21 protein-coding genes are annotated in these 24,649 nt (G+C 71.4%); 13 read left to right on the forward strand and 8 right to left on the reverse strand.

What is annotated here, in order from left to right:
* Positions 1 to 60 precede the first annotated feature (60 nt).
* Complete coding sequence (locus tag GE300_RS07660; RefSeq protein ID WP_154446130.1) at positions 61 to 2,574, forward strand: cation:proton antiporter domain-containing protein; 2,514 nt, start codon at positions 61 to 63, stop codon at positions 2,572 to 2,574.
* Positions 2,575 to 2,810: 236 nt separating this feature from the next.
* Here GE300_RS07660 and GE300_RS07665 read toward each other — a convergent pair whose 3' ends face one another.
* Positions 2,811 to 3,833 carry an aspartate-semialdehyde dehydrogenase gene (locus GE300_RS07665; protein ID WP_325063151.1) on the reverse strand — a complete coding sequence of 341 codons (1,023 nt, stop codon included), beginning with the start codon at positions 3,831 to 3,833 and terminating at the stop codon, positions 2,811 to 2,813.
* 163 nt (positions 3,834 to 3,996) lie between these two features.
* Here GE300_RS07665 and GE300_RS07670 point away from each other — a divergent pair, with 163 nt between their 5' ends.
* From GE300_RS07670 to GE300_RS07685, 3 genes are all read left to right on the forward strand, one after another.
* Positions 3,997 to 4,353, forward strand: a complete 357-nt coding sequence (locus GE300_RS07670; RefSeq protein WP_154445962.1) for a hypothetical protein — start codon at positions 3,997 to 3,999, stop codon at positions 4,351 to 4,353.
* Between the two features lie 339 nt (positions 4,354 to 4,692).
* A complete protein-coding gene (locus tag GE300_RS07680; RefSeq protein ID WP_154445963.1) occupies positions 4,693 to 5,262 on the forward strand; it encodes a hemerythrin domain-containing protein in 570 nt (189 codons plus the stop codon).
* A gap of 151 nt (positions 5,263 to 5,413) precedes the next feature.
* On the forward strand, positions 5,414 to 6,649 hold the full coding sequence (locus GE300_RS07685) for a cytochrome-c peroxidase (protein ID WP_233416887.1): 1,236 nt from the start codon (positions 5,414 to 5,416) through the stop codon (positions 6,647 to 6,649).
* Here GE300_RS07685 and GE300_RS07690 read toward each other — a convergent pair.
* Positions 6,646 to 7,914, reverse strand: coding sequence for an ROK family transcriptional regulator (locus GE300_RS07690; protein ID WP_233416865.1), 1,269 nt, complete (start codon positions 7,912 to 7,914; stop codon positions 6,646 to 6,648). The two genes, GE300_RS07685 and GE300_RS07690, sit on opposite strands and share 4 nt — an antisense overlap.
* 189 nt (positions 7,915 to 8,103) lie before the next feature.
* Between GE300_RS07690 and xylF the strand changes: the two genes are divergently transcribed.
* The 4 genes from xylF (at position 8,104) to xylB (ending at position 12,709) form a co-directional block, all read left to right on the forward strand.
* On the forward strand, positions 8,104 to 9,129 hold the full coding sequence (gene xylF / locus GE300_RS07695; RefSeq protein ID WP_154445966.1) for a D-xylose ABC transporter substrate-binding protein: 1,026 nt from the start codon (positions 8,104 to 8,106) through the stop codon (positions 9,127 to 9,129).
* Positions 9,130 to 9,210: 81 nt separating this feature from the next.
* Entirely contained in the window at positions 9,211 to 10,512 is a 1,302-nt protein-coding gene (locus GE300_RS07700; protein WP_154445967.1) for a sugar ABC transporter permease, read from the forward strand.
* The gene (locus GE300_RS07705; protein WP_154445968.1) at positions 10,509 to 11,270 is read left to right on the forward strand and encodes an ATP-binding cassette domain-containing protein; all 762 of its coding nucleotides are present in this window, start codon (positions 10,509 to 10,511) and stop codon (positions 11,268 to 11,270) included. Before GE300_RS07700 ends, GE300_RS07705 begins: the two co-directional genes overlap by 4 nt.
* Positions 11,270 to 12,709, forward strand: coding sequence for a xylulokinase (gene xylB / locus GE300_RS07710; RefSeq protein ID WP_154445969.1), 1,440 nt, complete (start codon positions 11,270 to 11,272; stop codon positions 12,707 to 12,709). Before GE300_RS07705 ends, xylB begins: the two co-directional genes overlap by 1 nt.
* A 7-nt stretch (positions 12,710 to 12,716) precedes the next feature.
* On the opposite strand, the gene gndA is transcribed toward xylB, so the two are convergent.
* Together gndA and GE300_RS07720 are read right to left on the reverse strand one after the other, a co-directional pair.
* Positions 12,717 to 14,111: an NADP-dependent phosphogluconate dehydrogenase gene (gndA, locus tag GE300_RS07715; protein WP_154445970.1), complete on the reverse strand. Its 1,395-nt coding sequence runs from the start codon at positions 14,109 to 14,111 to the stop codon at positions 12,717 to 12,719.
* A gap of 26 nt (positions 14,112 to 14,137) precedes the next feature.
* On the reverse strand, positions 14,138 to 15,169 hold the full coding sequence (locus tag GE300_RS07720) for an L-idonate 5-dehydrogenase (RefSeq protein ID WP_154445971.1): 1,032 nt from the start codon (positions 15,167 to 15,169) through the stop codon (positions 14,138 to 14,140).
* Between the two features lie 108 nt (positions 15,170 to 15,277).
* Here GE300_RS07720 and GE300_RS07725 point away from each other — a divergent pair, with 108 nt between their 5' ends.
* The 3 genes from GE300_RS07725 to yghU all read left to right on the forward strand — a co-directional run bounded on the left by GE300_RS07725 (position 15,278) and on the right by yghU (position 18,410).
* Entirely contained in the window at positions 15,278 to 16,243 is a 966-nt protein-coding gene (locus tag GE300_RS07725) for a ribonuclease T2 family protein (protein ID WP_154445972.1), read from the forward strand.
* Complete coding sequence (locus tag GE300_RS07730; protein ID WP_154445973.1) at positions 16,240 to 17,361, forward strand: THUMP domain-containing class I SAM-dependent RNA methyltransferase; 1,122 nt, start codon at positions 16,240 to 16,242, stop codon at positions 17,359 to 17,361. The genes GE300_RS07725 and GE300_RS07730 overlap by 4 nt, the downstream gene beginning before the upstream one ends.
* 185 nt (positions 17,362 to 17,546) lie before the next feature.
* The gene (gene yghU, locus GE300_RS07735; RefSeq protein ID WP_154445974.1) at positions 17,547 to 18,410 is read left to right on the forward strand and encodes a glutathione-dependent disulfide-bond oxidoreductase; all 864 of its coding nucleotides are present in this window, start codon (positions 17,547 to 17,549) and stop codon (positions 18,408 to 18,410) included.
* Positions 18,411 to 18,477: 67 nt separating this feature from the next.
* On the opposite strand, the gene GE300_RS07740 is transcribed toward yghU, so the two are convergent.
* The 4 genes from GE300_RS07740 to GE300_RS07755 all read right to left on the reverse strand — a co-directional run bounded on the left by GE300_RS07740 (position 18,478) and on the right by GE300_RS07755 (position 22,435).
* Positions 18,478 to 20,220: a SulP family inorganic anion transporter gene (locus tag GE300_RS07740; RefSeq protein ID WP_154445975.1), complete on the reverse strand. Its 1,743-nt coding sequence runs from the start codon at positions 20,218 to 20,220 to the stop codon at positions 18,478 to 18,480.
* Positions 20,217 to 20,582, reverse strand: a complete 366-nt coding sequence (locus tag GE300_RS07745; protein ID WP_154445976.1) for a cyclic nucleotide-binding domain-containing protein — start codon at positions 20,580 to 20,582, stop codon at positions 20,217 to 20,219. Before GE300_RS07745 ends, GE300_RS07740 begins: the two co-directional genes overlap by 4 nt.
* Before the next feature lie 108 nt (positions 20,583 to 20,690).
* Positions 20,691 to 21,593, reverse strand: coding sequence for a 5-dehydro-4-deoxyglucarate dehydratase (locus tag GE300_RS07750; protein ID WP_325063158.1), 903 nt, complete (start codon positions 21,591 to 21,593; stop codon positions 20,691 to 20,693).
* 47 nt (positions 21,594 to 21,640) lie between these two features.
* Complete coding sequence (locus tag GE300_RS07755; protein ID WP_154445978.1) at positions 21,641 to 22,435, reverse strand: NAD-dependent epimerase/dehydratase family protein; 795 nt, start codon at positions 22,433 to 22,435, stop codon at positions 21,641 to 21,643.
* 343 nt (positions 22,436 to 22,778) lie between these two features.
* Between GE300_RS07755 and GE300_RS07760 the strand changes: the two genes are divergently transcribed.
* The gene (locus GE300_RS07760) at positions 22,779 to 23,054 is read left to right on the forward strand and encodes a hypothetical protein (protein ID WP_154445979.1); all 276 of its coding nucleotides are present in this window, start codon (positions 22,779 to 22,781) and stop codon (positions 23,052 to 23,054) included.
* A 13-nt stretch (positions 23,055 to 23,067) separates the two neighbouring features.
* Positions 23,068 to 24,597: a galactarate dehydratase gene (garD, locus tag GE300_RS07765; RefSeq protein ID WP_233416866.1), complete on the forward strand. Its 1,530-nt coding sequence runs from the start codon at positions 23,068 to 23,070 to the stop codon at positions 24,595 to 24,597.
* Positions 24,598 to 24,649: the final 52 nt, after the last annotated feature.

A 24,649-nucleotide genomic window follows, 5' to 3' on the forward strand; every position in this document is an offset into this window, starting at 1 on the left:
AGCCCGCCCGCGGCGCTTTCGACGATGGCGCGCCCCGGAGCCATGAGTATAACCGCGACCATGGACATCGTCGTCATCACCGCCTTGATCGCCAGCCTGTTCCTGGTCATCGGCATGGCCGAGCCGCTTGCCGGCCGGCTGCGGCTGCCCTACAGCGTGATCCTGGCGCTGCTCGGCATCGCCATCGGCCTGAGCGCGTCGTTCTTCCTGCGCACCGAACTGACCGACGCGCTTAATCCGGTGGCCGAGGCGATCCTGAACCTGCCGATCCGCGCCAACGTGTTCCTCTACGTGTTCCTGCCGACGCTGCTGTTCCAGGTGACGCTGGGCATGGACCTGCGGCGGATGCTGGACGACTGGGTGCCGATCCTGGTGCTGGCGGTGGTGGCGGTGGCGATGGCGACGCTGGCGATCGGCTACGCGCTGTACTGGGCCAGCCCGCTGCCGCTGATGGCCTGCCTGCTGATCGGCTCGATCGTCTCGACCACGGATCCGTCGGCGGTGGTGGGGATCTTCCGCTCGATCGCCGCGCCGCGCCGGCTGGCGCGCATCGTCGAGGGCGAAAGCCTGCTCAACGACGCCGCGGCGATCGCGCTGTTCGGCCTGTTCATGGGCTTCGTGATGGCCGGCGTGCCCGACCCCGACATCGGCACCGCGCTGGCCCGGTTCCCGCGGCTGATCCTCGGCGGCGCCGCGGTCGGCTGGCTGGCGGCGCGGCTGGCGGTCGGGGCGATGGCGCCGATGCGCCGCCACCCGCTGGCGCAGATCTCGGTCTCGGTGGCGCTGCCCTACCTCGCCTACATCGGCGCCGAGCAACTGGTCGGCGCCTCGGGGGTGATCGCGGTGGTGGCAGCCGGGATGACGCTGAACCTGATGGGCCCGGGCCGGCTCGAGCCCGCCGCCTGGACCGGCCTGCGCGAGGTCTGGGACCTGCTGGCGCACTGGGCCGGGGCGCTGATCTTCCTGCTCGCCGCGCTGCTGATCCCGCGGCTGCTCGGGCAGGTGCGGCCGACCGACCTGGCGCTGATCGCGGTGGCGACGGCGGCGGCGCTGGCGGCGCGCGCGGCGATCCTGTTCGGCCTGCTGCCGCTGCTGTCGGCGGTGCGGCTGTCGCCGCCGGTGGAACGCCCCTACCGCACTGCGATCCTGTGGGGCGGGCTGCGCGGCGCGGTGACGCTGGCGCTGGCGCTGGCGGTGACCGAGAGCGTGCTGGTGCCCGACACGGTGAAACGGCTGACCGGCATCGTCGCCACCGGCTTCACCCTGTTCACCCTGCTGGCGCAGGGCACCACGCTGCGCTGGGTGACCGGCCGGCTCGGGCTCGACCGGCTGTCGCCGATCGACGCGGCGCTGTCGAACCAGGTGGTCGCCGTGGCGCTGCAGCAGGTGCGCGAGGACGTCGCCGCCGCGACCGAAAGCTACGAGCTCCCGCGCGAGACCGTCCGCGCCGAGGCCAAGCGCTTCGCCGAACGGCTCGACATCGCCGTCGCCGAGGCCGAGGCCAGCGCAGAGATCCTCGCCCGCGACCGCGTCACCCTGGGGCTGATCGCGCTGGCCGGGGCGGAACGCGACATGATCCTCGACCGGTTCCGCGAGCGGGTGATCTCGCCGCGGCTGGCCGACGCCATCCTCGCCGACGCCGACCGGCTGATCGAGGCGGCGCGCAACGGCGGGCGCACCGGCTACATGCGCGCCGCGCGCAGCGATCCGTTCGCCGGCCGCGGCATCCGCCTGGCCTGGGCGCTGCGCAACCGGCTGCGCTATTCCCGGCCGCTGGCGCGGCTGACCGCCGACCGGTTCGAGATCCTGCTCGCCCAGCGGCTGATCCTGCGCGACCTGCACGGCTTCATCGACCGCCGCATCCGCCGGATCCACGGCCGCCGCGTCGCCGACGTGCTGCACGAGCTGCTGGACCGCCGGCAGGAGGCGGTGGCGCAGTGGCTCGACGGGCTGCACCTGCAGTACCCGGGCTACGCCGACCAGCTCGAACGCCGGTTCATCCGCCGCACCGCGCTGCGCCTCGAGGAACGCGAATACGACACCATGCGCGCCGACGGGCTGATCGGCGCCGAGCTGCACCTGACGCTGCTGCAGGGCGTGGCGATGCGGCGGGCGCTGACCGAACGCCCGATCGGCCTCGACATCGCGGTGCGCAAGCCCGACCTTGTGCGCCAGGTGCCGCTGTTCGCCGGCATGGAGGCGGCGGCACTGGCCCGGCTGCAGCGCGCGCTGGTCACCCGCCGGGTGCGCGCCGGCGAGGTGATCATGCGCCGCGACGATCCGGCCAGCAGCGTGTTCTTCATCGCCTCGGGCGCGGTCGAGCTGCGCGTCGCCGGCCAGACCTGGCGGCTGGGCCGGGGCGAGATGTTCGGCCAGATCGCCATGCTGCAGCAGAAGCCGCGCCGCGCCGAGGCGCAGGCGATCGCGCCGTGCACGCTGCTGGTGCTGTCCGAGGCGCGCTTCCGCCGGCTGCTCGCCCGCAACGCCCGGGTCCGCGATGCGGTGCGCGCCAGCGCCGAGGCCCGCGGCCTCGACCCGGACGAGATCCTCGGCGCCGCCGACCCCGCCGCCTGAGCCCGCCGCGGCGCCCACGGGACGGCGGGCGGGGCGTCGCTCCGCAGGAGCGCGCGCCGACCCGTCCGTCCAGCAGCCCTGTCCAGCCGGCCCCGAAACCGCAGCGGCGGCCCCTGCCGGAGCCGCCGCCACCCGCCGGTTTGCGGCGTTAACAGTCTGTCAGTAACTGCTTTCCCTGCAAATTCAGATGCTTGAGGGGGTTTTCACGGTGAATTCCCCTTGCACGGTGCAAGCCGTCAGCCCTTCTGCAGCACCCGGCGGCCCAGCAGCTCGGCGATCTGCACCGCGTTCAGCGCCGCGCCCTTGCGCAGGTTGTCGCTGACGCACCAGAAGTTCAGGCCGTTGTCGATGGTGCCGTCCTGCCGGATCCGGCTGATGTAGGTGGCGAAATCGCCGACGCACTCGACCGGGGTGACGTAGCCGCCGTCCTCGCGCTTGTCGATGACCATGATCCCCGGCGCCTCGCGCAGGATCTCGCGGGCCTCCTCCTCGTCGAGGAAGTCCTCGGTCTCGATGTTGATCGACTCGGCATGGCCGACGAACACCGGCACCCGCACGCAGGTCGCGGTGACCTTGATCGACGCATCGACGATCTTCTTGGTCTCGGCGACCATCTTCCACTCTTCCTTGGTCGAGCCGTCTTCCATGAACACGTCGATGTGCGGGATCACGTTGAAGGCGATCTGCTTGGGATAGACCTTCGGCGCGACCTCCTGCCCGGGCACGAAGATGCCCTTGGTCTGGTTCCACAGCTCGTCCATCGCCTCCTTGCCCGAGCCGGACACCGACTGGTAGGTCGACACCACCACCCGCTTGATCCGGGCGCGGTCGTGCAGCGGCTTCAGCGCCACCACCATCTGCGCGGTCGAGCAGTTCGGATTGGCGATGATGTTCTTCCTGGCATAGCCCTCGATCGCGTCCGGGTTCACCTCCGGCACGATCAGCGGCACGTCCGGGTCGTAGCGGTACAGCGACGAGTTGTCGATCACCACGCAACCGGCCCTGGCGGCGACCGGCGCGTATTTCTTCGTCGCGTCCGAGCCGATCGCGAACAGCGCCATGTCCCAGCCGGCGAAGTCGAAGGTGTCCAGATCCTCGGTGGTCAGGGTCTTGTCGCCGAAGCTGCACTCGGTGCCCAGCGAACGACGGCTGGCCAGGGCCACGATCGCGTCCACGGGGAACTGGCGCTCGGCCAGGATGTTCAGCATTTCGCGGCCCACGTTGCCCGTGGCGCCGACGACGGCGATGCGATAGCCCACTTTGGTCTCCTGTAGGTGGGGATGAGTGCGGCGCTACCTAGCCTTTCCGTGCCGGGATGAAAAGGGGGCGGGCCGCGGATCACGATCCGGTCAGGGCGCTGGCGCACGCCGCGCCGCGCGCTAGGCTGGCCCGGACCGACCGGACGCACCACAGGAGGCACCGATGTTCCGACCCGCGCTCGCCATCCTCGCCTTCGCCGCGCTGCCGGCGCTGGCCGGCCCGGCCGAGATCACCGGGGTGCGCGCCGGCAAGGCCGCCGACGGCTGGCGCTTCGACGTCACCGTGCGCCACGCCGACACCGGCTGGGACCACTACGCCGACGGCTGGCGGGTGCTCGGCCCGGACGGCGCCGAACTGGGCTATCGCGAGCTGCTGCACCCGCACGAACAAGAGCAGCCGTTCACCCGCAGCCTGTCGGGCGTCGCCATCCCCGAGGGCGTGACCGAGGTGATCCTGCGCGCCGAGGACAACGTGCACGGCCCCGGCCCGGACTTTCCCTACACCCTGCCCGCCGACTGAGCCGCACCGCGCGGCTGGCGCGGTGCGCGCCCTGACCGGACGATGCCGCGCGCGAACCGTCGGCACAGGCCCAACCGGCAAGAACAGATCGCCGTGTCATGCTGGAATCGCCGGCGCGGTGCCGTCCGCCGGCTGTATCGCCGCGTTCGACGATGGCCACTCCGCCGACGCGGGGCCTGACCCGGGGCGCCGGACCCGACGCGGCCGTGGTGCCGGTGATCGCCGACGTTCGCGGTGCCGATCGCCTTGGCGTTCCCGGGCATGGTGCTCTACTACATCGTCGTGGCGCCGGATCGGATCTTCGCCGGCCGGGCGGGGCGCGCGGAAAGCTGAGGCTGCATGGACGATCTGAGACTGGACCGGCGCGGCGGTCTGCCGCCGCATCTGCGCGTGCTGGCCGCGCGCTACCCGCGCGGCATGTGGACCGGGCATCCGAACTTCTCGGGGCTGACCAGCTTCTGGCTCGACCGGCACCTGATGTTCCGCGGGCTGCAGGCGCGGCTGGAGCGGGAGGCGGCGTCGTTCCTGGACGGCGATAACGACGGCCGGGCCTTCGGCCGCGCGGTGCAGCGGCTGGGCGGGACGTTCGTCAGCCAGTTGCACGGGCATCACCAGATCGAGGATCTGCACTACTTCCCGATGCTGGCGGCGAAGGAGCCGCGCCTGCAGGCCGCCTTCGACCTGCTGGACGCGGATCACCATGCCATCGACCCGATGCTGCACGCGCTGGCCGGCGACGCCGACGCGCTGCTGGCCGCCCTGGCCGCGGGTCAGCCTGCGGGGCTGGCGGCGGGCGCGTTCCACGACCGGCTGCGCGGCTTCGCCCGGCTGCTGGACCGGCACCTGGCCGACGAGGAAGAGATCGTCGTGCCGGTGATCCTGGAACATGGCGACCGCGGCCTTGGCTGAGGCTTCCGCACCGGCGCGGGCGCGGCTAGTCTGCGCCGCGAAGGAGATGCCGATGCGATTTCTGCTCCTGGTTCTGGGGTTGTGGTTGGGGTTGGGGCTGGGCCTGGCCGGCCCGGCGCCGGCCGGCCCGCCCGGGCCGGTTACCGACGGGATGTACGTCGCCACGCCCGAGCCCGAGGTGGCGCTGGGGCGGCTGCTGTTCTGGGACCCGGTCCTGTCGGGCAACCGCAACATCAGCTGCGGCACCTGCCACAATCCGCGCTTCGGCACCGGCGACGGCGTCTCTCTGGGGCTGGGCGAGGGCGGCGTCGGGCTGGGGCCGGAGCGCAGGCCGGACCCGCGGAACCTGCCCGAGCAGCGCATCCCCCGCAACGCGCCGGCGCTGTTCAACCTGGGCGCGCGGGAGTTCACGGTGCTGTTCCACGACGGCCGCATCGAGGCCGACCCGGCGCGCGCCAGCGGCCTGCGCACACCGCTGGAGGACGACATGACGCTGGGCTTTTCCGGGGTGCTGTCGGCGCAGACCATGTTCCCGGTGCTCAGCGGCGACGAGATGGCCGGGCACTACAGCGAGAACGAGGTCAGCCGCGCGGTGCGGCTGGGCCGGATCACCGGCGAGGGCGGCGCCTGGGACCTGATCTCGGACCGGGTCGCGGCGATCCCGGACTATGCCGCGCGCTTCGCGCAGGTCTATCCCGACATCGCCGCCGGGCGGGACATCGCCTTCACCGACATCTCGAACGCGATCGCCGCCTTCGTCGCCTTCGAATGGCGCTCGGACGGCAGCGCGTTCGACGCGCACCTGCGCGGCACCGCGCCGCTGCAGGGCGCGGCGGCCGCGGGCATGGACCTGTTCTACGGCAAGGCCGGCTGCAGCGACTGCCATTCCGGCCCGTTCCTGACCGACCACGACTTCCACGCCATGGGCGCGCCGCAGCTGGGGCCGGGCAAGGCGGCGCGGTTCGAGGATCACGCCCGCGACCTCGGCCGGATGCGGGTCACCGGCGATCCGGCCGACGCCTATGCCTTCCGCACGCCGTCGCTGCGCAACGTTGCCGCGACCGGCCCGTGGGGGCACGGCGGCGGGCATGCCGACCTGCGCGCCTTCGTGGTCGACCACCTGGATCCGGTTCCGGCGCTGGAACGCTGGAACCGGCAGGCGGCGGTGCTGCCGCCGCTGGACGGGGCGCGGGACTGGCGGGTGATGGACGACGCCGCCGAGCGCGCGGCGATTGCCGCGGCGGCGGCGCGCCCGGCGGTGGCACTAAGCGGGGAAGAGATCGATGCGCTGATCGCGTTTCTCGACAGCCTGACCGACCGCGCCGCGCTGGACGGGCGGCTGGGCATCCCGGAAACGGTGCCCAGCGGCCTGCCGGTCGACCGCTAGGCCGCCTCGCCCGACAGCAGCGCGTCGGTCAGGTGCGACAGCGCCAGCGTCGCCGCGCCCCGCGCCCAGACCCAGTCGCCCCAGGCATGGACCTCGACCCGTATCGGGCGGTGCGCATTGTTGATGATCATCGCCTTCATCCGCCCCAGCGTGTCGCCGGCATAAAGATAGTCATAGCGCATCCGGTCGCCGGACAGGATGATCAGCGACGGGTCGAACAGCGTCATCACGTTCGCCAGCCCCAGCGACAGATAGCGCCCGGCGCGGCGGAAGATGGTGCGCGCCGCCTCGTTGCCGGCCTTGGCCTGGTCGTAGAGGCTTTCCATCAGCATGTGCGTCGAGCCCAGCTCCGAGCCGTGCAGCCCCAGCGCGGTGGTCGCCTCGCGGACGATCGCGTAGTCGGCGACATAGGCCTCCAGGCAGCCGCGCTGGCCGCAGCGGCACAGCGCGCCGTCCAGCTGCACCTTGGTGTGGCCCAGCTCCATCCCGAAGCCGTTCGCGCCGCGGTACAGCCGCTCGCCGATCACCAGCCCCATGCCGACGCCGTGTTCGATGGTGACCACGGCGAAATCCTGCTGCGCGCGCCCCGCGCCGTACCACAGCTCGGCCAGGGTCAGCACGTTGACGTCGTTGTCGATCTGCACCGGGCAGCCGAAGCGCTGCGCGGCCATGTCGCGCAGCGGCATGTCGCGGTCGGGCAGCAGCGGCGACCAGACCCAGGTGCCGGCGTCGTGATCGACGATGCCGGGCAGGCCGATTCCCACCGCGGCGACGCTGCCGGGCGCCACGCCCGCCTCGGCGGCGACGGCGGAGAACAGCGCCTGCGCCGCGTCCAGCATCGCCGACAGGCTACGCGCCGAGGGATCGGTGGTCAGCCGCGCCTCGCTGAGCGGGGTGCCGGCGAAGTCGGCCAGCACCGCGGTATGCACCGATTCGGCCAGCTTGATGCCGACGACATGGCCGCGGCCGGGCCGCACGCTCAGCGCCACCGGCGGCCGCCCGCGGGACGGCGCGGCGCTGGCCAGCGGCCCCTCCTGCACGAAACCCTCGCGGATCAGCTCCGAAGACAGCGTGGTGACCGAGCCGGCGCTGATGCCCAGCGCTTTGGCGACCTCGACCCGCGGGATCTGGCCGGCGGAGCGGATGCACTCGAACACCTGCTGGCGCAGCGGCGCCGACGAGGCCGACCGGATCGGGCCGCAACCGGCGGTCGGATCGACGATCTCGGGCTTGCGCGTCTGCAGGTGCTTTAATTCGGCGCTCAAATTAAAATTCCGCTCATTCGGCAGGCTTTTCACCAGTTCGCCGGCATCCTCGGCCATTCTACCGCTTCAGCCAAGGGATTTCCCGCCGCTCCGCGATATTTTATTTTGACGACTGAAGTTAATCGGCTATGAGTCGCGCTGCGGATCAACCGCCGCCTCGCACACGAGGCACCATTGGGAGGAACAGAAATGCGCACCACCTTCATCGCCGCGGCCCTTGCCACGGCCGCCTTCACCAGCTCCGCCCTGGCCCAGGACCTGACCGTCGGCGTCAGCTGGTCGAACTTCCAGGAGGAACGCTGGAAGACCGACGAGGCCGCGATCAAGTCGGCCCTGGAGGCCGCCGGCGCCACCTATGTCAGCACCGACGCGCAGTCGTCCTCGTCCAAGCAGCTGTCGGACGTGGAAAGCCTGATCGCGCAGGGCGCCGACGCGCTGATCGTCCTGGCGCAGGACGCCGACGCGATTCGCCCGGCGGTGCAGGCCGCCGCCGACGAGGGCATTCCGGTCGTCGGCTATGACCGGCTGATCGACGACGAGCGCGCCTTCTACCTGACCTTCGACAACGTCGAGGTCGGACGGATGCAGGCCCGCGCCGTGCTCGAGGCCGCGCCCGAGGGCAACTATGTCATGATCAAGGGCTCGCCCACCGATCCGAACGCCGACTTCCTGCGCGGCGGCCAGCAGGAGGTGCTGCAGGAGGCGATCGACAGCGGCGCCATCACCATCGTCGGCGAGGCCTACACCGACGGCTGGCTGCCCGCCAACGCGCAGCGCAACATGGAGCAGATCCTGACCGCGCAGGACAACGACGTCGACGCGGTCGTCGCCTCGAACGACGGCACCGCCGGCGGCGTCGTCGCCGCGCTGACCGCGCAGGGCATGGAGGGCATCCCGGTGTCCGGCCAGGACGGCGACCACGCAGCGCTGAACCGCGTCGCCAGGGGCACGCAGACGGTCAGCGTCTGGAAGGACGCGCGCGAGCTGGGCAAGGCCGCGGGCGAGATCGCCGTGGCGATGGCGAACGGCACCGAGATGTCCGACATCGAGGGCGCCGAGCAGTGGACCTCTCCCGGCGGCACCACGCTGTGGGCGAAGTTCCTCAAGCCGGTGCCGGTGACGGCCGAGAACCTCGACGTGGTCGTGGACGCGGGCTGGATCGAGAAGGACGCGCTGTGCCAGGGCGTCGAGAACGGCCCCTCGCCCTGCAACTGACGCCGGGCGGCTGAGCCACCGACCCTGTGACCGGCGGCCGTCCCGCGCGGGCGGCCGCCCCGAACCCTTCGGGACATCGTCATGAGCGACACGCAAATTGCCGACGCGCCGGCGCCCCGGCGCCGCAACATCTTCGAAACGCTGGAACTGGACACCCGCCTGCTGGGCATGATCGGCGCCTTCGTGGTGCTGGCGGTGGGCTTCCACCTGATCACCGACGGCCGCTTCCTGACGCCGCGCAACATCTTCAACCTGACGATCCAGACGGTCAGCGTCGCGATCATGGCCACCGGCATGGTGTTCGTCATCGTCACCCGGCACATCGACCTTTCGGTCGGCTCGCTGCTGGCGACCGCCTCGGCGGTGATGGCGATGACGCAGACGCTGGTGCTGCCCGAATGGCTGGGCCTGGGGCTGGGCCACCCGGCGACCGCCTGGATCGCCATCGCCGTCGGCCTTGCGACCGGCGTCGCGATCGGCGCCTTCCACGGCTGGCTGGTCGGCTATCTGGCGATCCCCGCCTTCATCGTGACGCTGGGCGGGCTGCTGGTCTGGCGCAACGTCGCCTGGTATCTGACCAGCGGCCAGACCATCGGCCCGCTGGACGAGACCTTCCGCAAGTTCGGCGGCATCAACGGCACCCTGGGCACCACCGGCAGCTGGATCGTCGGCCTGGTCGGCTGCGCCGCCGCCGTCTGGCTGCTGTTCTCGGCGCGGCGCAACAAGGTCGCGCACGACTTCCCGGTCAAGCCGATGTGGGCCGAGATCACCCTTGCCGGCATCGTCTCGGCGGTGATCCTGGGCTTCATCTGGATCCTGAACTCGTACCAGGTGCCCGCCGCCCGGCTGCGCCGCAACTTCGAGGCCCGCGGCGAGACCCTGCCGGAAGGCTATACCGAGGCGTACGGGCTGCCCTATTCGGTGCTGCTGCTGATCGTGATCGCGATCGTGATGACCGTGGTCGCCAGGCGCACCCGTCTGGGCCGCTACATCTTCGCCACCGGCGGCAACCCCGACGCGGCCGAGCTGTCGGGGATCAACACCCGGCTGCTGACGGTCAAGATCTTCGCCATCATGGGCGCGCTCTGCGCGCTGTCGGCGGTGGTCGCCTCGGCCCGACTGACCAATCACTCGAACGACATCGGCATTCTGGACGAGCTGCGCGTGATCGCCGCCGCGGTGATCGGCGGCACCGCGCTGGCGGGCGGCATCGGCACGATCTACGGCGCCATCCTGGGCGCGCTGATCATGCAGTCGCTGCAGTCGGGCATGGCCATGGTCGGGGTCGATGCGCCGCTGCAGAACATCGTCGTCGGCGCGGTGCTGGTCCTCGCCGTCCTGGTGGACATCATCTATCGCAAGCGCACCGGAGCACGCTCATGACCCCGGATCAGACCACCCCGCTTGTCGAGATGCGCGACATCTCGATCGCCTTCGGCGGCGTGCGCGCCGTCGACCACGTGTCGATCGACCTCTACCCCGGCGAGGTCGTCGGCCTGCTGGGCCACAACGGCGCCGGCAAGTCGACGCTGATCAAGATCCTGTCCGGCGCCTACCGCGCGGATTCGGGCGAGATCCTGATCGAGGGCAAAAAGGTGACGATCAACAGCCCGCGCGACGCGCGCCACCACAACATCGAGACGATCTACCAGACGCTGGCGCTGGCCGACAATCTCGACGCGCCCTCGAACCTGTTCCTGGGACGCGAGATCGTCACCCCGCTGGGCCTGGTGAACGACGCCAAGATGGAGGCCGAGACGCGCAGGATCATGGCGCGGCTCAACCCCAACTTCCGCAAGATCAAGGAGCCGGTCAGCGCCCTGTCGGGCGGCCAGCGGCAATCGGTCGCAATCGCCCGCGCGGTGTACTTCAACGCCCGCATCCTGATCATGGACGAGCCCACCGCGGCGCTGGGCGTGCACGAGACAAAGATGGTCGCAGACCTGATCCAGGAGCTGAAAAGGCAGGGGCTGGGCATCTTCCTGATCAGCCACGACACCCGCGAGATGATGGAGCTGTGCGACCGCGTCTCGGTGATGAAGAACGGCCGGCTGATCGGCACCGAGCGCGTCGAGGACGTGACAGAGGACGACATCCTGAGCATGATCATCATGGGCAAGAAACCGGAAAGGGCCGCGTGATGTATATCGGGATCGATCTTGGGACCTCGGGGGTCAAGGTGCTGCTGATCGGTCCCGACCAGGCCCCGCTGGCCGAGGCCAGCGCGCCGCTGACCGTCGCGCGCCCGCATCCCGGCTGGTCGGAGCAGTCCCCGGCGGACTGGGTCGCCGCCGCCTCGCAGGCGCTGGACAAGGTGGCCGCCGCCCATTCGTTGAAGGACGTGCGCGGCATCGGCCTGTCGGGGCAGATGCACGGGGCAACGCTGGTCGATGCCTCGGGCGACGTGCTGCGGCCGTGCATCCTGTGGAACGACACGCGCAGCCATGTCGAGGCGGCCGAAATGGACGCCGACGCGGACTGGCGCCGGGTCTCGGGCAACATCGTCTTTCCGGGCTTCACCGCGCCCAAGCTGGAATGGGTCAGGCGCAACGAGCCCGGGATCTTCGCGCGCACCGCCAAGGTGCTGCTGCCCAAGGATTACCTGCGGCTGTGGCTGACCGGCGAGGCGGCGGGCGAGATGTCCGACGCCGCCGGCACCAGCTGGCTGGACACCGGCGCGCGGGACTGGTCCGACGCGCTGCTGGCGAAATCCGGGCTGTCGCGCGATCACATGCCCCGGCTGGTCGAAGGCTCCGAGGTTTCCGGTGCGCTGCGCCCGGCCCTGGCCGAGCGCTGGGGCATGACCGGCGAGGTCGTGATCGCCGGCGGCGGCGGCGACAACGCCGCTTCGGCCATCGGCGTGGGCGTGGTGCATGCCGGGCAGGCGTTCGTCAGCCTCGGCACCTCGGGGGTGCTGTTCGCCGCCTCGGACGCCTACAGCCCCGATCCGGCGACCGCCGTGCATACCTTCTGCCATGCGGTGCCGGGCACCTGGCACCAGATGGGCGTGATCCTTGCCGCGACCGACGCGCTGGAATGGTATGCGAAGATTACCGGCGCGACGGCCGCCGAGCTGACCGGCAATCTGGGCGAGTTGCAGGCCCCCGGCCGGACGCTGTTCCTGCCCTATCTCGGCGGCGAACGGACGCCGCATAACGACGCGCAGGTGCGCGGCGCGATGATCGGGCTGGAGCACGCCGCCGACCGGCAGGCGCTGACCCGCGCGGTGCTGGAGGGCGTGACCTTCGCGCTGAGCGACTGCCACAAGGCGCTGGCCGCCACCGGCACCCGGATCGACCGGCTGATCGCCGTCGGCGGCGGCAGCCGCTCGGACTACTGGCTGACGGCGATCGCGACGGCGATGGGCGTGCCGGTCGAGGTGCCTGCGGCCGGCGATTTCGGCGCCGCCTTCGGCGCGGCGCGGCTGGGCCTGATGGCGGCGACCGGGGCGGGGGCGGACATCGCCACCCCGCCGCAAATCGCCCGCACCATCGAGCCGGTGCAGGCGCTTGCCCCGGCCTTCGCCGAGGCGCACGAACGCTACCGCGCGGCCTACACCGCGCTCAGGCACCTGTCGTAAGGCGCGCTTACCCGGCCCAGGGGCCGTGGTGCGCGCCTGTCGCGTCCAGCCGCTGGAAACCGTGCAGCCCGAAGAAGTCGCGCTGCCCCTGGATCATGTTCGCGGTGCCCCGCGCGGTGCGCATGGTGTCGAAATAGGCCAGCGCCGCGCCCAGCGCCGGCGCCGGATTTCCCGTCAGCGCGGCGGTCGAGACCACCTTGCGCAGCGCGCCGTGGCTGTCCTTCAGCCGCTGCGCGAAGAACGGCGCGAACATCAGGTTCTCGTCCGGGGTCTCGGTCAGCGCAGTGGCCATGTCGTCCAGCATCGCCGAGCGGATGATGCAGCCGGCGCGCCAGACCCGCGCGATGCCGGGCAGCGGCAGGTCCCAGCCGAACTGCCCGGAGGCCGCCGCCAGCAGGCCGAAGCCCTGCGCATAGCAGGCGATCTTGCCCGCCAGCAGCGCCTGCTCCAGATCGTCGACGATGTCGCCGTCCACCTTCTGCGGCGCGGCGCCGAAGATCGCCTCGCCCGTCTTGCGTTCCTCCAGCCGCGAGGACAGGTTGCGCGCGGCGACGGCGGCCTCGATCGCGGTGGCGGGCGCGGCCAGGTGCAGCGCCTCGATCGCGGTCCAGCGGCCGGTGCCCTTCTGGCCGGCGCTGTCCAGGATCACGTCCAGCAGCGGCTTGCCCGACTTCGCGTCGGTGGTGGCCGCGACCTTGCCGGAAATCTCGATCAGGTAGGACGCCAGCGGCCCCGCGTTCCAGCGCCGGAACACCCCGGCGATCGCGCCGGCGTCCATGCCCAGGCCGTCGCGCATGATGCCGTAGACCTCGGCGATCATCTGCATGTCGGCGTATTCGATGCCGTTGTGCACGGTCTTGACGAAATGACCCGCGCCATCCTCGCCCATCCAGGTGGCGCAGGGCGTGTCGCCGAACCTGGCGGCGATCGCGGTCAGGATGTGCGCGACCCGGTCCCAGCCGGATTTCGCGCCGCCGCCCATGATCGAGGGCCCGTGCCGCGCGCCCTCCTCGCCGCCCGAGACGCCGATGCCCAGGAACGGCACGCCCTGCGCCTTGGCCTCGGCGGCGCGGCGGCGGGTGTCGTGGAAATTGGCGTTGCCGGCGTCGATCAGCAGGTCGTCGTCATCCAGCAGCGGGCGCAGTTGCGCGATCATCGCGTCGACAGCCTCGCCCGCCGGCACCATCAGGATGATCGCGCGGGGCCTGTCGATGGCGGCGACGAACTCTTCCAGCGTCCCGGTGCCCGTCAGCTTGGGCGCCAGGTCGCCCGCACCCGCCACGAACTCCTCCGTGACCGAGGTGGTGCGGTTGTAGACGGCGATGTCGAACCCCTTGTCGGCAATGTTCGACGCCAGCGCGGCCCCCATGGTGCCCAGCCCTACCAGTCCGATCTCGGCCATGTCTTTCCTCTTGAAGTTGTCGCCGGTCAGGCGAAATCGATCTGTACCTTCATCGCCCGCGCCCGGTCCGAGGCCAGCGCGAACGCCTCGCCCGCCCGGTCCAGCGGCAGGGTATGCGAAATCAGCGGCGCGGTGTCGAGCAGCCCGGCGCGCATCATCGAAACGGCGGTGGCGAATTCCGCGTGAAAGCGGAACGAGCCCTTCAGCGTCAGCTCCTTCGCGGTGATCTGCTGCATCGGCAGCGCCATGTCGCCGCCCATGCCAAGCTGCACGACCACGCCGCGGGGCCGCACAGCCGCGATTCCGGAGGCCAGAGCGGGCGCGGCGCCGGAGCATTCGAACAGCAGGTCGAAATCGCCCTTGTCGGCGGTGAACGGCTCCAGCGCATCTGGCTGGGACCCGGTGTTCAGGGCAAGGTCCGCCCCGGCCTTGCGGCCGTAGTCCAGCGCGTTGTCCGACAGGTCGGTCACGACGATCTGCCGCGCCCCGGCGCGGCGCGCGACCAGGATCATCAGCGCCCCGATCGGCCCGCAGCCGGTGACCAGCACCCGCTTGCCCAGCATGTCGCCCGCCTGCTTCGCGGCGTGCAGGCAGACCGACAGCGGCTCGGCGGTGGCGGCCTGCCCCGCCGTCAGCCCGCCGGCATGCACGCATTGCCCGGCGTCCGCGATCAGATGCTGGCGGAACGCGCCCTGGACGTGCGGGAACGGCATCGCCGAGCCGTAGAAGCGCATGTTCAGGCAGTGGTTCGGCAGCCCCTCGGCGCAGAACCTGCACGACCCGCAGGGCCGCGAGGGCGAGACCGCGACCAGATCGCCCGGCACCAGCCCGTCGACGCCCGCGCCCAGCGCGGCGACGTGGCCGGCGACCTCGTGACCCAGGATCATCGGCTGCTTCAGCCGCACGGTCCCGAACCCGCCGTGGTTGTAGTAGTGCAGGTCCGAGCCGCAGATGCCGCCCGTGGCCAGCCGGATCGCGACCTCGCCCGGGCCCGGCGCGGGCGCGTCCCGGTCCTCGATCCTCAGGTCCCCGGCGGCGTGGATGACGATGGCGCGCATGAACTCTCCTGCGAAGTGCGCGCGATCCTAGGGCGGCGCGGGCGGACAGGCAATGGCGCGCGCCGCCCTGCTGCGCTATGGCTGACGCGAACCGCCAAGGACCCGCCGATGCGCCTGCTCGCCCTGCTGATCGCCCTGCTGCCGCTGCCCGCCGCCGCCTTCGAGGCGCTGGACGGCCGGCTGACCGCCGTCGACGCCTGCGCGGCGTATCTGTCGAAGAACAAGGGCACCAACCCCGGCGACGTGCGGCTGGAGCCGGGGCGGGACTATGCCCTGCTGGGGCTGAACGCCAGGGGCGGCGACCACTATCAGGTGCTGGTGCCCGGCGCGCCGGTGTCCGAGAGGCGCTGGGTGCCCGTCGACTGCGGCAGCCGCGCGGCCGCCGCCGCACCGGCCGTGCCGCAGGCGCCGGACGAGGCGCGCGCGCATGTCCTGGCGCTGTCCTGGCAGCCGACGTTCTGCGAATACCGCAGCCGCGTGCCGGAATGCGAACGGCTGAACGCGGGCCGGCTGCCCGACGCCTCGGCCCGGCTGTCGGTGCACGGGCTGTGGCCCGAGGGAACATATTGCGGCGTCGCGCCCCGCGACCGGGCCACGGACGAGGCCGGCCGCTGGCGCGACCTGCCGCGGCTGGCGCTTACCCGCGGCACCGCCGAACGGCTGGTGCGCGCCATGCCGGGCGCGGAAAGCCAGCTGCACCGGCACCAGTGGATCAAGCATGGCACCTGCCACCGCGGCGCCGGCGGGGCCGAGGAATATTTCACCGACACGCTGCTGCTGTGGGACCAGCTGCAGGCGTCGCAGGTGGCGGCGTTCCTGCACGGCCGCTCGGGCGAATACATTGAGACGGGCGCGCTGCGCGCCGCCTTCGACAGCGCCTTCGGGCGCGGCGCGGGCGACCGGGTGCAGGTGGATTGCGACCGCGACGGCGGCCGCACGCTGATCGCCGAGGTCAAGCTGTACACCCGCGGGCGCATCGACGCCGGCGCGGATCTGGGCGATCTGCTGCGCGCGGCGCGCCCGGTCCGCCGCGGCTGCGGCGGCGGCATTCTGGACCGTGCCGGGCTGCAATGAGCGATCGGTTCGAGATCTTCCTGGCGGTCCCGCCGGGGCTGGAGGACGCCGCGCGCGACGAGGCCGCTGCCGCCGGCTTTCCGGACCCGCAAACCGTGCCGGGCGGCGTGACCTTCCTGGGCGGCTGGCCCGACGTCTGGCGCGCCAACCTGGAGCTGCGCGGGCCGGGCCGGGTGCTGGCCCGCTTTGCCGAGTTCATGGCCTTCCACCCGGCGCAGCTGGACAAGCGGGCGCGCAAGCTGGCCTGGCATCAGGTGCTGCGCCCGGACGTGCCGGTGCGGGTCGAGGTCACGACCCGGAAGTCCAGGATCTACCACGCCGGCGCGGCGCAAAGCCGGATCGAGACGGCGATCAGCGATAGCCTGGGCACAATCATCGCCGCCGACGCGCCGGTGACCGTGCGCGCACGGATCGACGACAACCGGGTGACGCTGAGCGTCGACACCTCGGGCGAGCCGCTGCACAAGCGCGGCCACAAGCAGGCGGTGGTGAAGGCGCCGATGCGCGAGACGCTGGCCGCGCTGTTCCTGCGCCAGTGCGGCCATGACGGCACCGCGCCGGTGCTGGACCCGATGTGCGGCTCGGGCACGTTCGTGATCGAGGCCGCCGAGATCGCGCTGGGACTGCACCCCGGCCGCGACCGCGACTTCGCCTTCCAGCAGCTTGCAAGCTTCGACCCGGATGCCTGGGCGGCGATGCGGAAGCAGGCCCCCCCGCGCCAGACCGAGCTGCGCTTTCACGGCTCGGACCGGGACGACGGCGCGATCCGCGCGGCCACGCAGAACGCCGCGCGGGCGGGCGTCGCCGATGTCACCGACTTCCAGCGCCGCGCGCTGGGCGATCTGGTGCGCCCCGAGGGTCCGCCGGGGCTGGTGATCGTCAACCCGCCCTACGGCGCGCGGATCGGCAACCGCAAGCAGCTGTTCGGTCTTTACGGCGCGCTGGGGCAGGTGCTGATGGCGCGTTTCTCGGGCTGGCGCGTCGGCATCGTCACCAGCGACGGCGGACTGGCGAAGGCGACCGGGCTGCCGCTGCTGCCGCCGGGGGCGCCGGTCGCGCATGGCGGGCTGACGGTATCGCTGCACCGCACCGGGCCGCTGCCGCGGCCCGGCGGATGACCCGATCGTGAAGTCGTTTGATCGGCCGTGCCCGCGGGCCGGTTGAAACACGCCGGAACGCCACCATCTGACCGGGTGATCGGGGGCGCGCATCTTGCAGCGCCCTTTTTCGCCCGCCGACCGCCGACCGCCGACCGCCGACCGCCGACCGCCGACGAAAGATGACCGAGGGAAGTGAGGTCCCGATGACCGATTCGACCGAGTACACGCCGCCGGATATCTGGACCTGGGACGCCGCCAATGGCGGCGAGTTCGCCAGCACCAACCGTCCCGTGGCCGGATCGACGCACGACCGCGAACTGCCGGTCGGGGTACACCCGCTGCAGCTGTACTCGCAGGGCACGCCGAACGGGCAGAAGGTCACGATCATGCTCGAAGAGCTGCTGGCCCTCGGCCACGCCGGCGCCGAGTACGACGCCTGGCTGATCCGGATCGGCAAGGGCGAGCAGTTCGGCAGCGGCTTCGTCGACATCAACCCGAACTCGAAGATCCCGGCGCTGGTCGACCGCAGCGGCGACGCGCCGCTGCGGGTGTTCGAATCGGGCGCGATCCTGCTCTACCTCGCCGAGAAGTTCGGCGCGCTGCTGCCGCAGGAGCCTGCCGCGCGCACCGAGGCGCTGAACTGGCTGTTCTGGCTGCAGGGATCGGCCCCGTACCTGGGCGGCGGCTTCGGGCATTTCTATGTCTACGCGCCCGAGCGGCTCGAATACCCGATCAACCGCTTCGCGATGGAGGCGAAGCGCCAGCTGGACGTGCTGGACCGCAATCTCGCCGAACGCCGGTTCCTGGCCGGCGACGACTACAGCATCGCCGACATCGCCACCTTCCCCTGGTACGGCAATCTGGTGCGCGGGCAGCTCTACGGCGCCGCCGAGTTCCTGTCGGTGCACGAGTACCAGCATGTGCAGCGCTGGGCCGCCGAAATCGCGGGCCGCCCGGCGGTGCAGCGCGGCCGCAAGGTCAACACGTTCTCCGGCGACCCGTCCGGGCAGGTGCCCGAGCGGCACAGCGCGGCGGACATAGACGCCAAGATGCGGAAAGCCGCCTGACCGCCGGTCCAGGCACCGTCGCCCGGCCCGGCGCCCCTTACAGTCGCCCGGTGCGGCGGCCGTCCGATCAGCCCCCGCCGGCGGCCGCCCCGTCGCGCGCCGCCCCCGGCGCGGTCGCCAGCGCCGCCCAGGCATCGTATTGCGACAGGAAAACCCGCCCGTTCAGGCCGTCCAGGAAGTGCGTCGCCCGCAGCCGGTCCATCACCGGCCCCTTCACCTCAGACAGGTGCAGGCCGATGCCCTGCTCGGTCAGGCGCGCGTTGATTGCTTCGAGGCTTTCCAGCGCCGAGTAATCGATCTCGTTGATCGCCGAGCACATCAGCACGACGTTGCGGATCTCGGGGTGATCTGCCACGCGCCGCACCAGCAGATCCTCGAGGAACCGGGCGTTGACGAAGTACAGGCTCTCGTCCACCCGCAGGGTCACCAGGGCCGGGTCGGTTTCGACCTTGTGCCGGTTGATGTTCCGGAAATGCTGGCTGCCCGGGACCAGCCCGACCTCGGCCACATGCGGCTTCGAGGTCTTCAGCAGGTGCAGGACGATCGAAGCCAGCACGCCCGCGGACACTCCGATCTCCACCCCAAACGCCAGCGTCAGTGCGATCGTCGACGCGACGGCGGTGAAATCGGCCCGGGAATAGCGCCAGGTCTTGCTCAGGATCGACAGATCGACCAGGCCGAGAACGGCGACGATGATCGTGGCCGCCAGCGTGGCGTTGGGCAGATAGTAGACCAGCGGCGTCAGCGCGACGGCGGCGACCGCCAGCCCGAGGGCGGTGAACGCGCCCGCCGCCGGCGTTTCGGCGCCCGCGTCGAAGTTCACCACCGAACGCGCGAAGCCGCCGGTGACCGGGTAGCCGCCGCTGAAGGCCGCGCCGATGTTCGCCGCGCCCAGGCCGATCAGCTCCTGGTCCGGGTCGATCCGCTGGCGGCGCCTGGCGGCCAGCGTCTGCGCGACCGAGATCGATTCGACGAAGCCGATGATCGAGATCAGCAGCGCCGGCAGCAGCAGCTGCCGCACCAGTTCCGGCGCAAAGCCGGGCAGGGTGAAGGGCGGCAGGCTCTGCGGCACCGGGCCGACGATCCGGACGCCCTGCCCGTCCAGCCCGAACGCCCAGACCGCGGCGGTGCTGGCGGCGACGGCGGCGACCGGCCCGGCCTTGGCGATCACGTCCGCCAGCCGCGGCGGCAGGCCGGCCCGCCGCAGCGTCGGCTTGAGATGCGCACGCACCCAGAACAGGAATCCGGTCGCCAGCACGCCGATCGCCAGCGTGATCGGGTTGAACTGTCCCAAATTTGCCAGCAGCGCGCCGGCCAGCTCGATCAGCGTGTGCCCCTCGGCCGATATGCCCAGGATATGCTTGAGCTGGCTGGCGGCGATCAGGATCCCCGAGGCCGAGATGAAGCCCGCGATCACCGGATGGCTGAGAAAGTTCGCCAGGAACCCCAGCCGGAGCAGGCCCATCGCCAGCAGCATCGCGCCCGACAGGCCCGCCAGCGTCAGCGCCGCGACCGCGTAGCCGGCGGTACCCTGCTGCGCCACCTGGCCGATCGCGGCGGCGGTCATCAGCGAGACCACCGCCACCGGCCCGACCGCAAGCACCCGGCTGGTGCCGAACACCGCGTAAAGCAGGATCGGCACGATCGAGGCATAGATCCCCGCCTCGGGCGGCAGTCCGGCCAGCAGCGCGTATGCCAGCGACTGCGGGATCAGCATGATCGTGACGATCACCGCCGCCAGCAGGTCGCGCGACAGCGCCGCGCGGGTATAGTCGCGGCCCCATTCCAGAATCGGCAGATAGCGGGTCATGCGTCCGCCAGACTGTCGCAGGTCGCGCGCGGGATCGCCACGGCGCGCACGTCGGTCTCGGCCACGCCGTTGGCCGAGCAGTCCTCGAACGCCAGCATGCAGGCGGTGGTCCGCACGCAGCTTTCGCCGGCGCGCACGCGATAGCGGAACACGGCGGGCCCGGTGTCGGACCGCTGCTGCACGCGCACCGTGCCGTCGAGCAGCAGCAGCAGGTTGTCGGCGGACCGGCCCGGCGCGAACACCTTGCTGCCGCCGGGCACCTCGACGATCCGGCTGCCCGCCACCAGACCGGCGCGCAGCGCGGGCGGCAACTGGCCGAGGCCCCGGAAACGTTCGATCCGGTTCTCGGTGGTCGTGGTCATCGCGCCGCCCCTCTTTGATCCGGGGGGATCATAGATCGCCGGCGGGGTGCGGCAAATGGTGCGGCATGGGGCGCGGCCGCACCGGGGGGCGCGGCGCGCCGGCACGGGTCAGGCGCGGCCGTCGATCAGCTCGGCCATCATCGCGCGCTCTTCTTCGGTCAGGTCCGTCAGCGGCGGGCGCACCGGGCCGGTGTCGAAGCCGCGCAGCGCGACGCCGGCCTTGATCGCCGAAACGGCGTAGCCGGTCTTGCGGTCGCGGATCCGGGCGAAGGGATAGTAGAACTCGGTCAGCATCCGCGCGCAGGTGGCGTCGTCGCCGGCGCTGAAGGCGGCGTGGAACCTCAGCGCGGTTTCCGGCACGAAGTTGAACACCGCCGAGGAATAGGTGTCCACGCCGGCGCCGCGGAACGCCTGGGCGAACAGCTCGTGCGTCGGCATGCCGCCGATATAGGCCAGCCGGTCGCCGTTCTGGATCGTGATCCGGCGCACGGTGTCGATGTCGCCGGTGCCGTCCTTGAAGCCGATCAGGTTCGGACAATCGTCGGCCAGCCGCGCCAGCGTCTCGGCCGAGACCACCGACTGGCCGCGGTTGTAGACGATCACCCCCATTTTCGTCGCCGCGCAGACCGCACGGATGTGGTTGGCGATGCCGTCCTGCGGCGCGCCGATCAGATAGTGCGGCAACAGCAGGATGCCGTCGCCGCCGGCGGCCTCGATGCCCTCGGCCATCTCGCAGGCCAGACGGGTGCCGTAGCCGCAGCCGGCGATGACCGGCTTGCCCTTCTGCGCCGCCTTGGCGGTGCGGACCACCGCGACCACCTCGGCCGGGGTCAGCGAGAACAGCTCGCCGGTGCCGCCGGCGACGATCAGCCCGGCCACGGGGTGCGGCGCCAGCCATTCCAGATGCGCTGAGAAGGCGTGCGGATTGAACGCGTCCTGCCCGTCGAACGGAGTGACGGGGAAGGACAGCAGACCCGAGCGGACGATGTCCCGCAGGTCGAGAGGATCGATCATGAAGGTGCCTTTCTGATGATGCCTGGGACGGGCCGCGCGCGGCCTCAGTCCTCGTGGATGCCGTCGGCGGTGAAGCTGCCACCCTGGAACACGGCGTCGGGGTCGTCGGCGGCGGGCCGGCCGCCCTGCGCCTCGACCCCCTCGCGGAAGGTTTCGGCGTTGTCCTGCGGCACCCAGCCCAGATAGGAGGCGTGGGCGTTGTCCCACCAGCCGGCGCTGTTGGCCGAGGCGCCGTAGATCACCGGGCAGCCCAGCCGCGGCACCATGAACACCCGCTCGATCAGGCGCACGAAATCGGCGTAGCTGAGCCAGGAGGATAGCATCCGCACGTTCTTCGGCTCGGGGAAGGACGAGCCGATGCGCACGATCGCCGTCTCCTGCCCGAACTTGTCATGGTACATGCTGGCCAGCGCCTCGCCGAACACCTTCGAGACGCCGTACAGCCCGTCGGGCCGGGTCGGCGCCCGCGCGTCGATGCGCTCGGTCTGCCTGTAGAAGCCGATGGCGTGGTTCGAGCTGGCGAAGACGATCCGCGGCTGACCGTGCTTGCGCGCCGCCTCGTACAGGTTGTACAGGCCGTCGATGTTGGCCGGGCGGATCATCGACCAGGGTTTCTCGACCGAGACGCCGCCGAAATGCACGATCCCGTCGCAGCCCTCGACCAGCGCGTCGACGGCGGCGGCGTCGCTCAGATCGCAACGCACCAGTTCCTCGTTCGACCCTGCCGCACCCATGTCGGCGATGTCCGACAGCCGCAGCGTGTCGGCCATGTGCGCAAGGCGCGTGCGCATCGCCGTGCCCAGCCCGCCCGCGGCGCCGGTGATCAGAAGTCGCTTCATGCCGTTGTCCTTTCCCTCGCAGTCGTCTCGTCCCGGTGCCGGCCCGGTCCGGCAGGACGGCCGGCGCCGCCTGCCGCATCCGCGGCATGTCCAGGCGCCCCGTTTTCCGGGGCCGGATGGGTCCGCGGCCGCCCGGCGCGCCGGGCAGGGTCGCGGTCAGCCCCGCCGGCGTCACATCGCGCGCGCCGCCGGCGTCGACGGTCCCAGGACGTTCGGCCTCTCGCACAGCGGGGCCGGCACGTCATCCTTCATTTCGATCGCGGCGGCGCCCGGCCGGGCACGCCCGCTTGTCATACTTATTTCCGCAATCCTCCTATTGTCTGTTTGACAGATTGGCAAGCCGGTGGCAGCACTGTCGAACAATGCGGCGACGCTTTTTTCGAAAGGGGCGCATGACATGATATCGCTCCGGCGCACTTTGCGCCCGGTCACCGTTCCGGTGGTGACGCCGGGCGAAGTCATCATACAAATTTATCGCCAACGACCTGGTACTGCCGCTGCCGACATGCACCCTGCCGGCCAGAATGCCGTTCACCTGCCGCCGGCTGCGACGCCCGCGACGACGGCCGAAGCGCGCAGGCACCGGCCCGACCGGTGCTGCGCGCGGCCGAAATCCTGAGAGGATCCCGGACATGACGGTTCAGCACCCCCCCGACGCCCCGCGCGTCATCCGCATGCACCCCGCCGACAACGTGGCGATCGTCGCCAACGACTTCGGGCTCGAGGCCGGCACCCGGATCCCCTCGGGCCCGCGGCTGCGCGAGCGTGTGCCGCAGGGTCACAAGGTGGCGCTGCAGGATCTGGCGCAGGGCGATCCGGTGCGCCGCTACGACGTGGTGATCGGCCACGCCGCCGAGGACCTGCCGGCCGGCAGCTGGGTGAACGAGCGGCGGCTGCACCTGCCGCAGGCACCGGGGCTGGACGCGCTTCCGGTCTGCACCCGCAACGCCCCCGCCGGGCCGCCGGTCGAGGGCCGCACCTTCGACGGCTACCGCAACGCCGACGGCAGCGTCGGCACCCGCAACCTGCTGGCGGTGACGACGACGGTGCAATGCGTCTCGGGCGTGGTCGAGCACGCGGTGCGGCGGATCCGCGACGAGCTGCTGCCGCGCTTTCCCAATGTCGACGGCGTGGTGGCGCTGGAACACATCTTCGGCTGCGGCGTGGCGATCGAGGCGGTGGACGCGGCGATCCCGATCCGCACGCTGGCCAACATCGCGCGCAACCCGAACTTCGGCGGCCGCGCGCTGATCGTCAGCCTCGGCTGCGAAAAGCTGCAGCCCGAGCGGCTGAACCTGCCCGATGCCGGCCTCGTCACCCTGCAGGACCCGGCGCACATCGGCTTCGAGGCGATGATCACCGCGATCATGGCCGAGGCCGAGACCCATCTGGCGGCGCTGGACCGGCGCCGGCGCACGCCCTGCCCTGTCTCGGACCTGGTGCTGGGCGTGCAGTGCGGCGGCAGCGACGCGTTCTCGGGCGTCACCGCCAACCCGGCGCTGGGCCATGCCAGCGATCTGATCGTGCGCGCCGGCGGCACGGTGATGTTCTCGGAGGTCACCGAGGTGCGCGACGGCATCGCCCAGCTGACCGCGCGCGCCGCCACCCCCGAGGTGGCGCAGGCGCTGATCGACCAGATGGCGTGGTACGACGCCTACCTGGCCCGCGGCGCGGTCGACCGCTCGGCCAACACCACCCCCGGCAACAAGGCCGGCGGGCTGTCGAACATCGTCGAAAAGGCGATGGGCTCGATCGTCAAGTCCGGCCGCTCGCCGATCTCGGGCGTGCTCGCGCCGGGCGAGCGGGCGGCGGGCAAGGGGCTGCTCTATGCCGCGACGCCGGCCAGCGACTTCGTCTGCGGAACGCTGCAGCTGGCGGCGGGAGCGACGATCCACGCCTTCACCACCGGACGCGGCACGCCCTACAGCCTCGAGGCGATGCCGGTGATCAAGATCGCCACCCGCACCGAGCTGGCGCGCCGTTGGCACGACCTGATGGACATCGACGCCGGCCCGATTGCCAGCGGCGCGCGCAGCATCGAGCAGATGGGCGAGGAGATGTTCGAGCACATCCTCGCCGTCGCCAGCGGCGCCCCGACCTGGGCCGAGCGGCACCGCATCGGCAACGCGCTGGCGCTGTTCAACCCGGCCCCGGTGACGTGACCCGCGCGCGCGCCGCGACCCCGGGCGCGCGTCTCCCGGCAGCACGGGAGCC

Origin of the sequence: Halovulum marinum (assembly GCF_009697225.1) — a bacterium.
In the GTDB taxonomy this organism is placed as follows: Bacteria; Pseudomonadota; Alphaproteobacteria; order Rhodobacterales; family Rhodobacteraceae; genus Halovulum; species Halovulum marinum.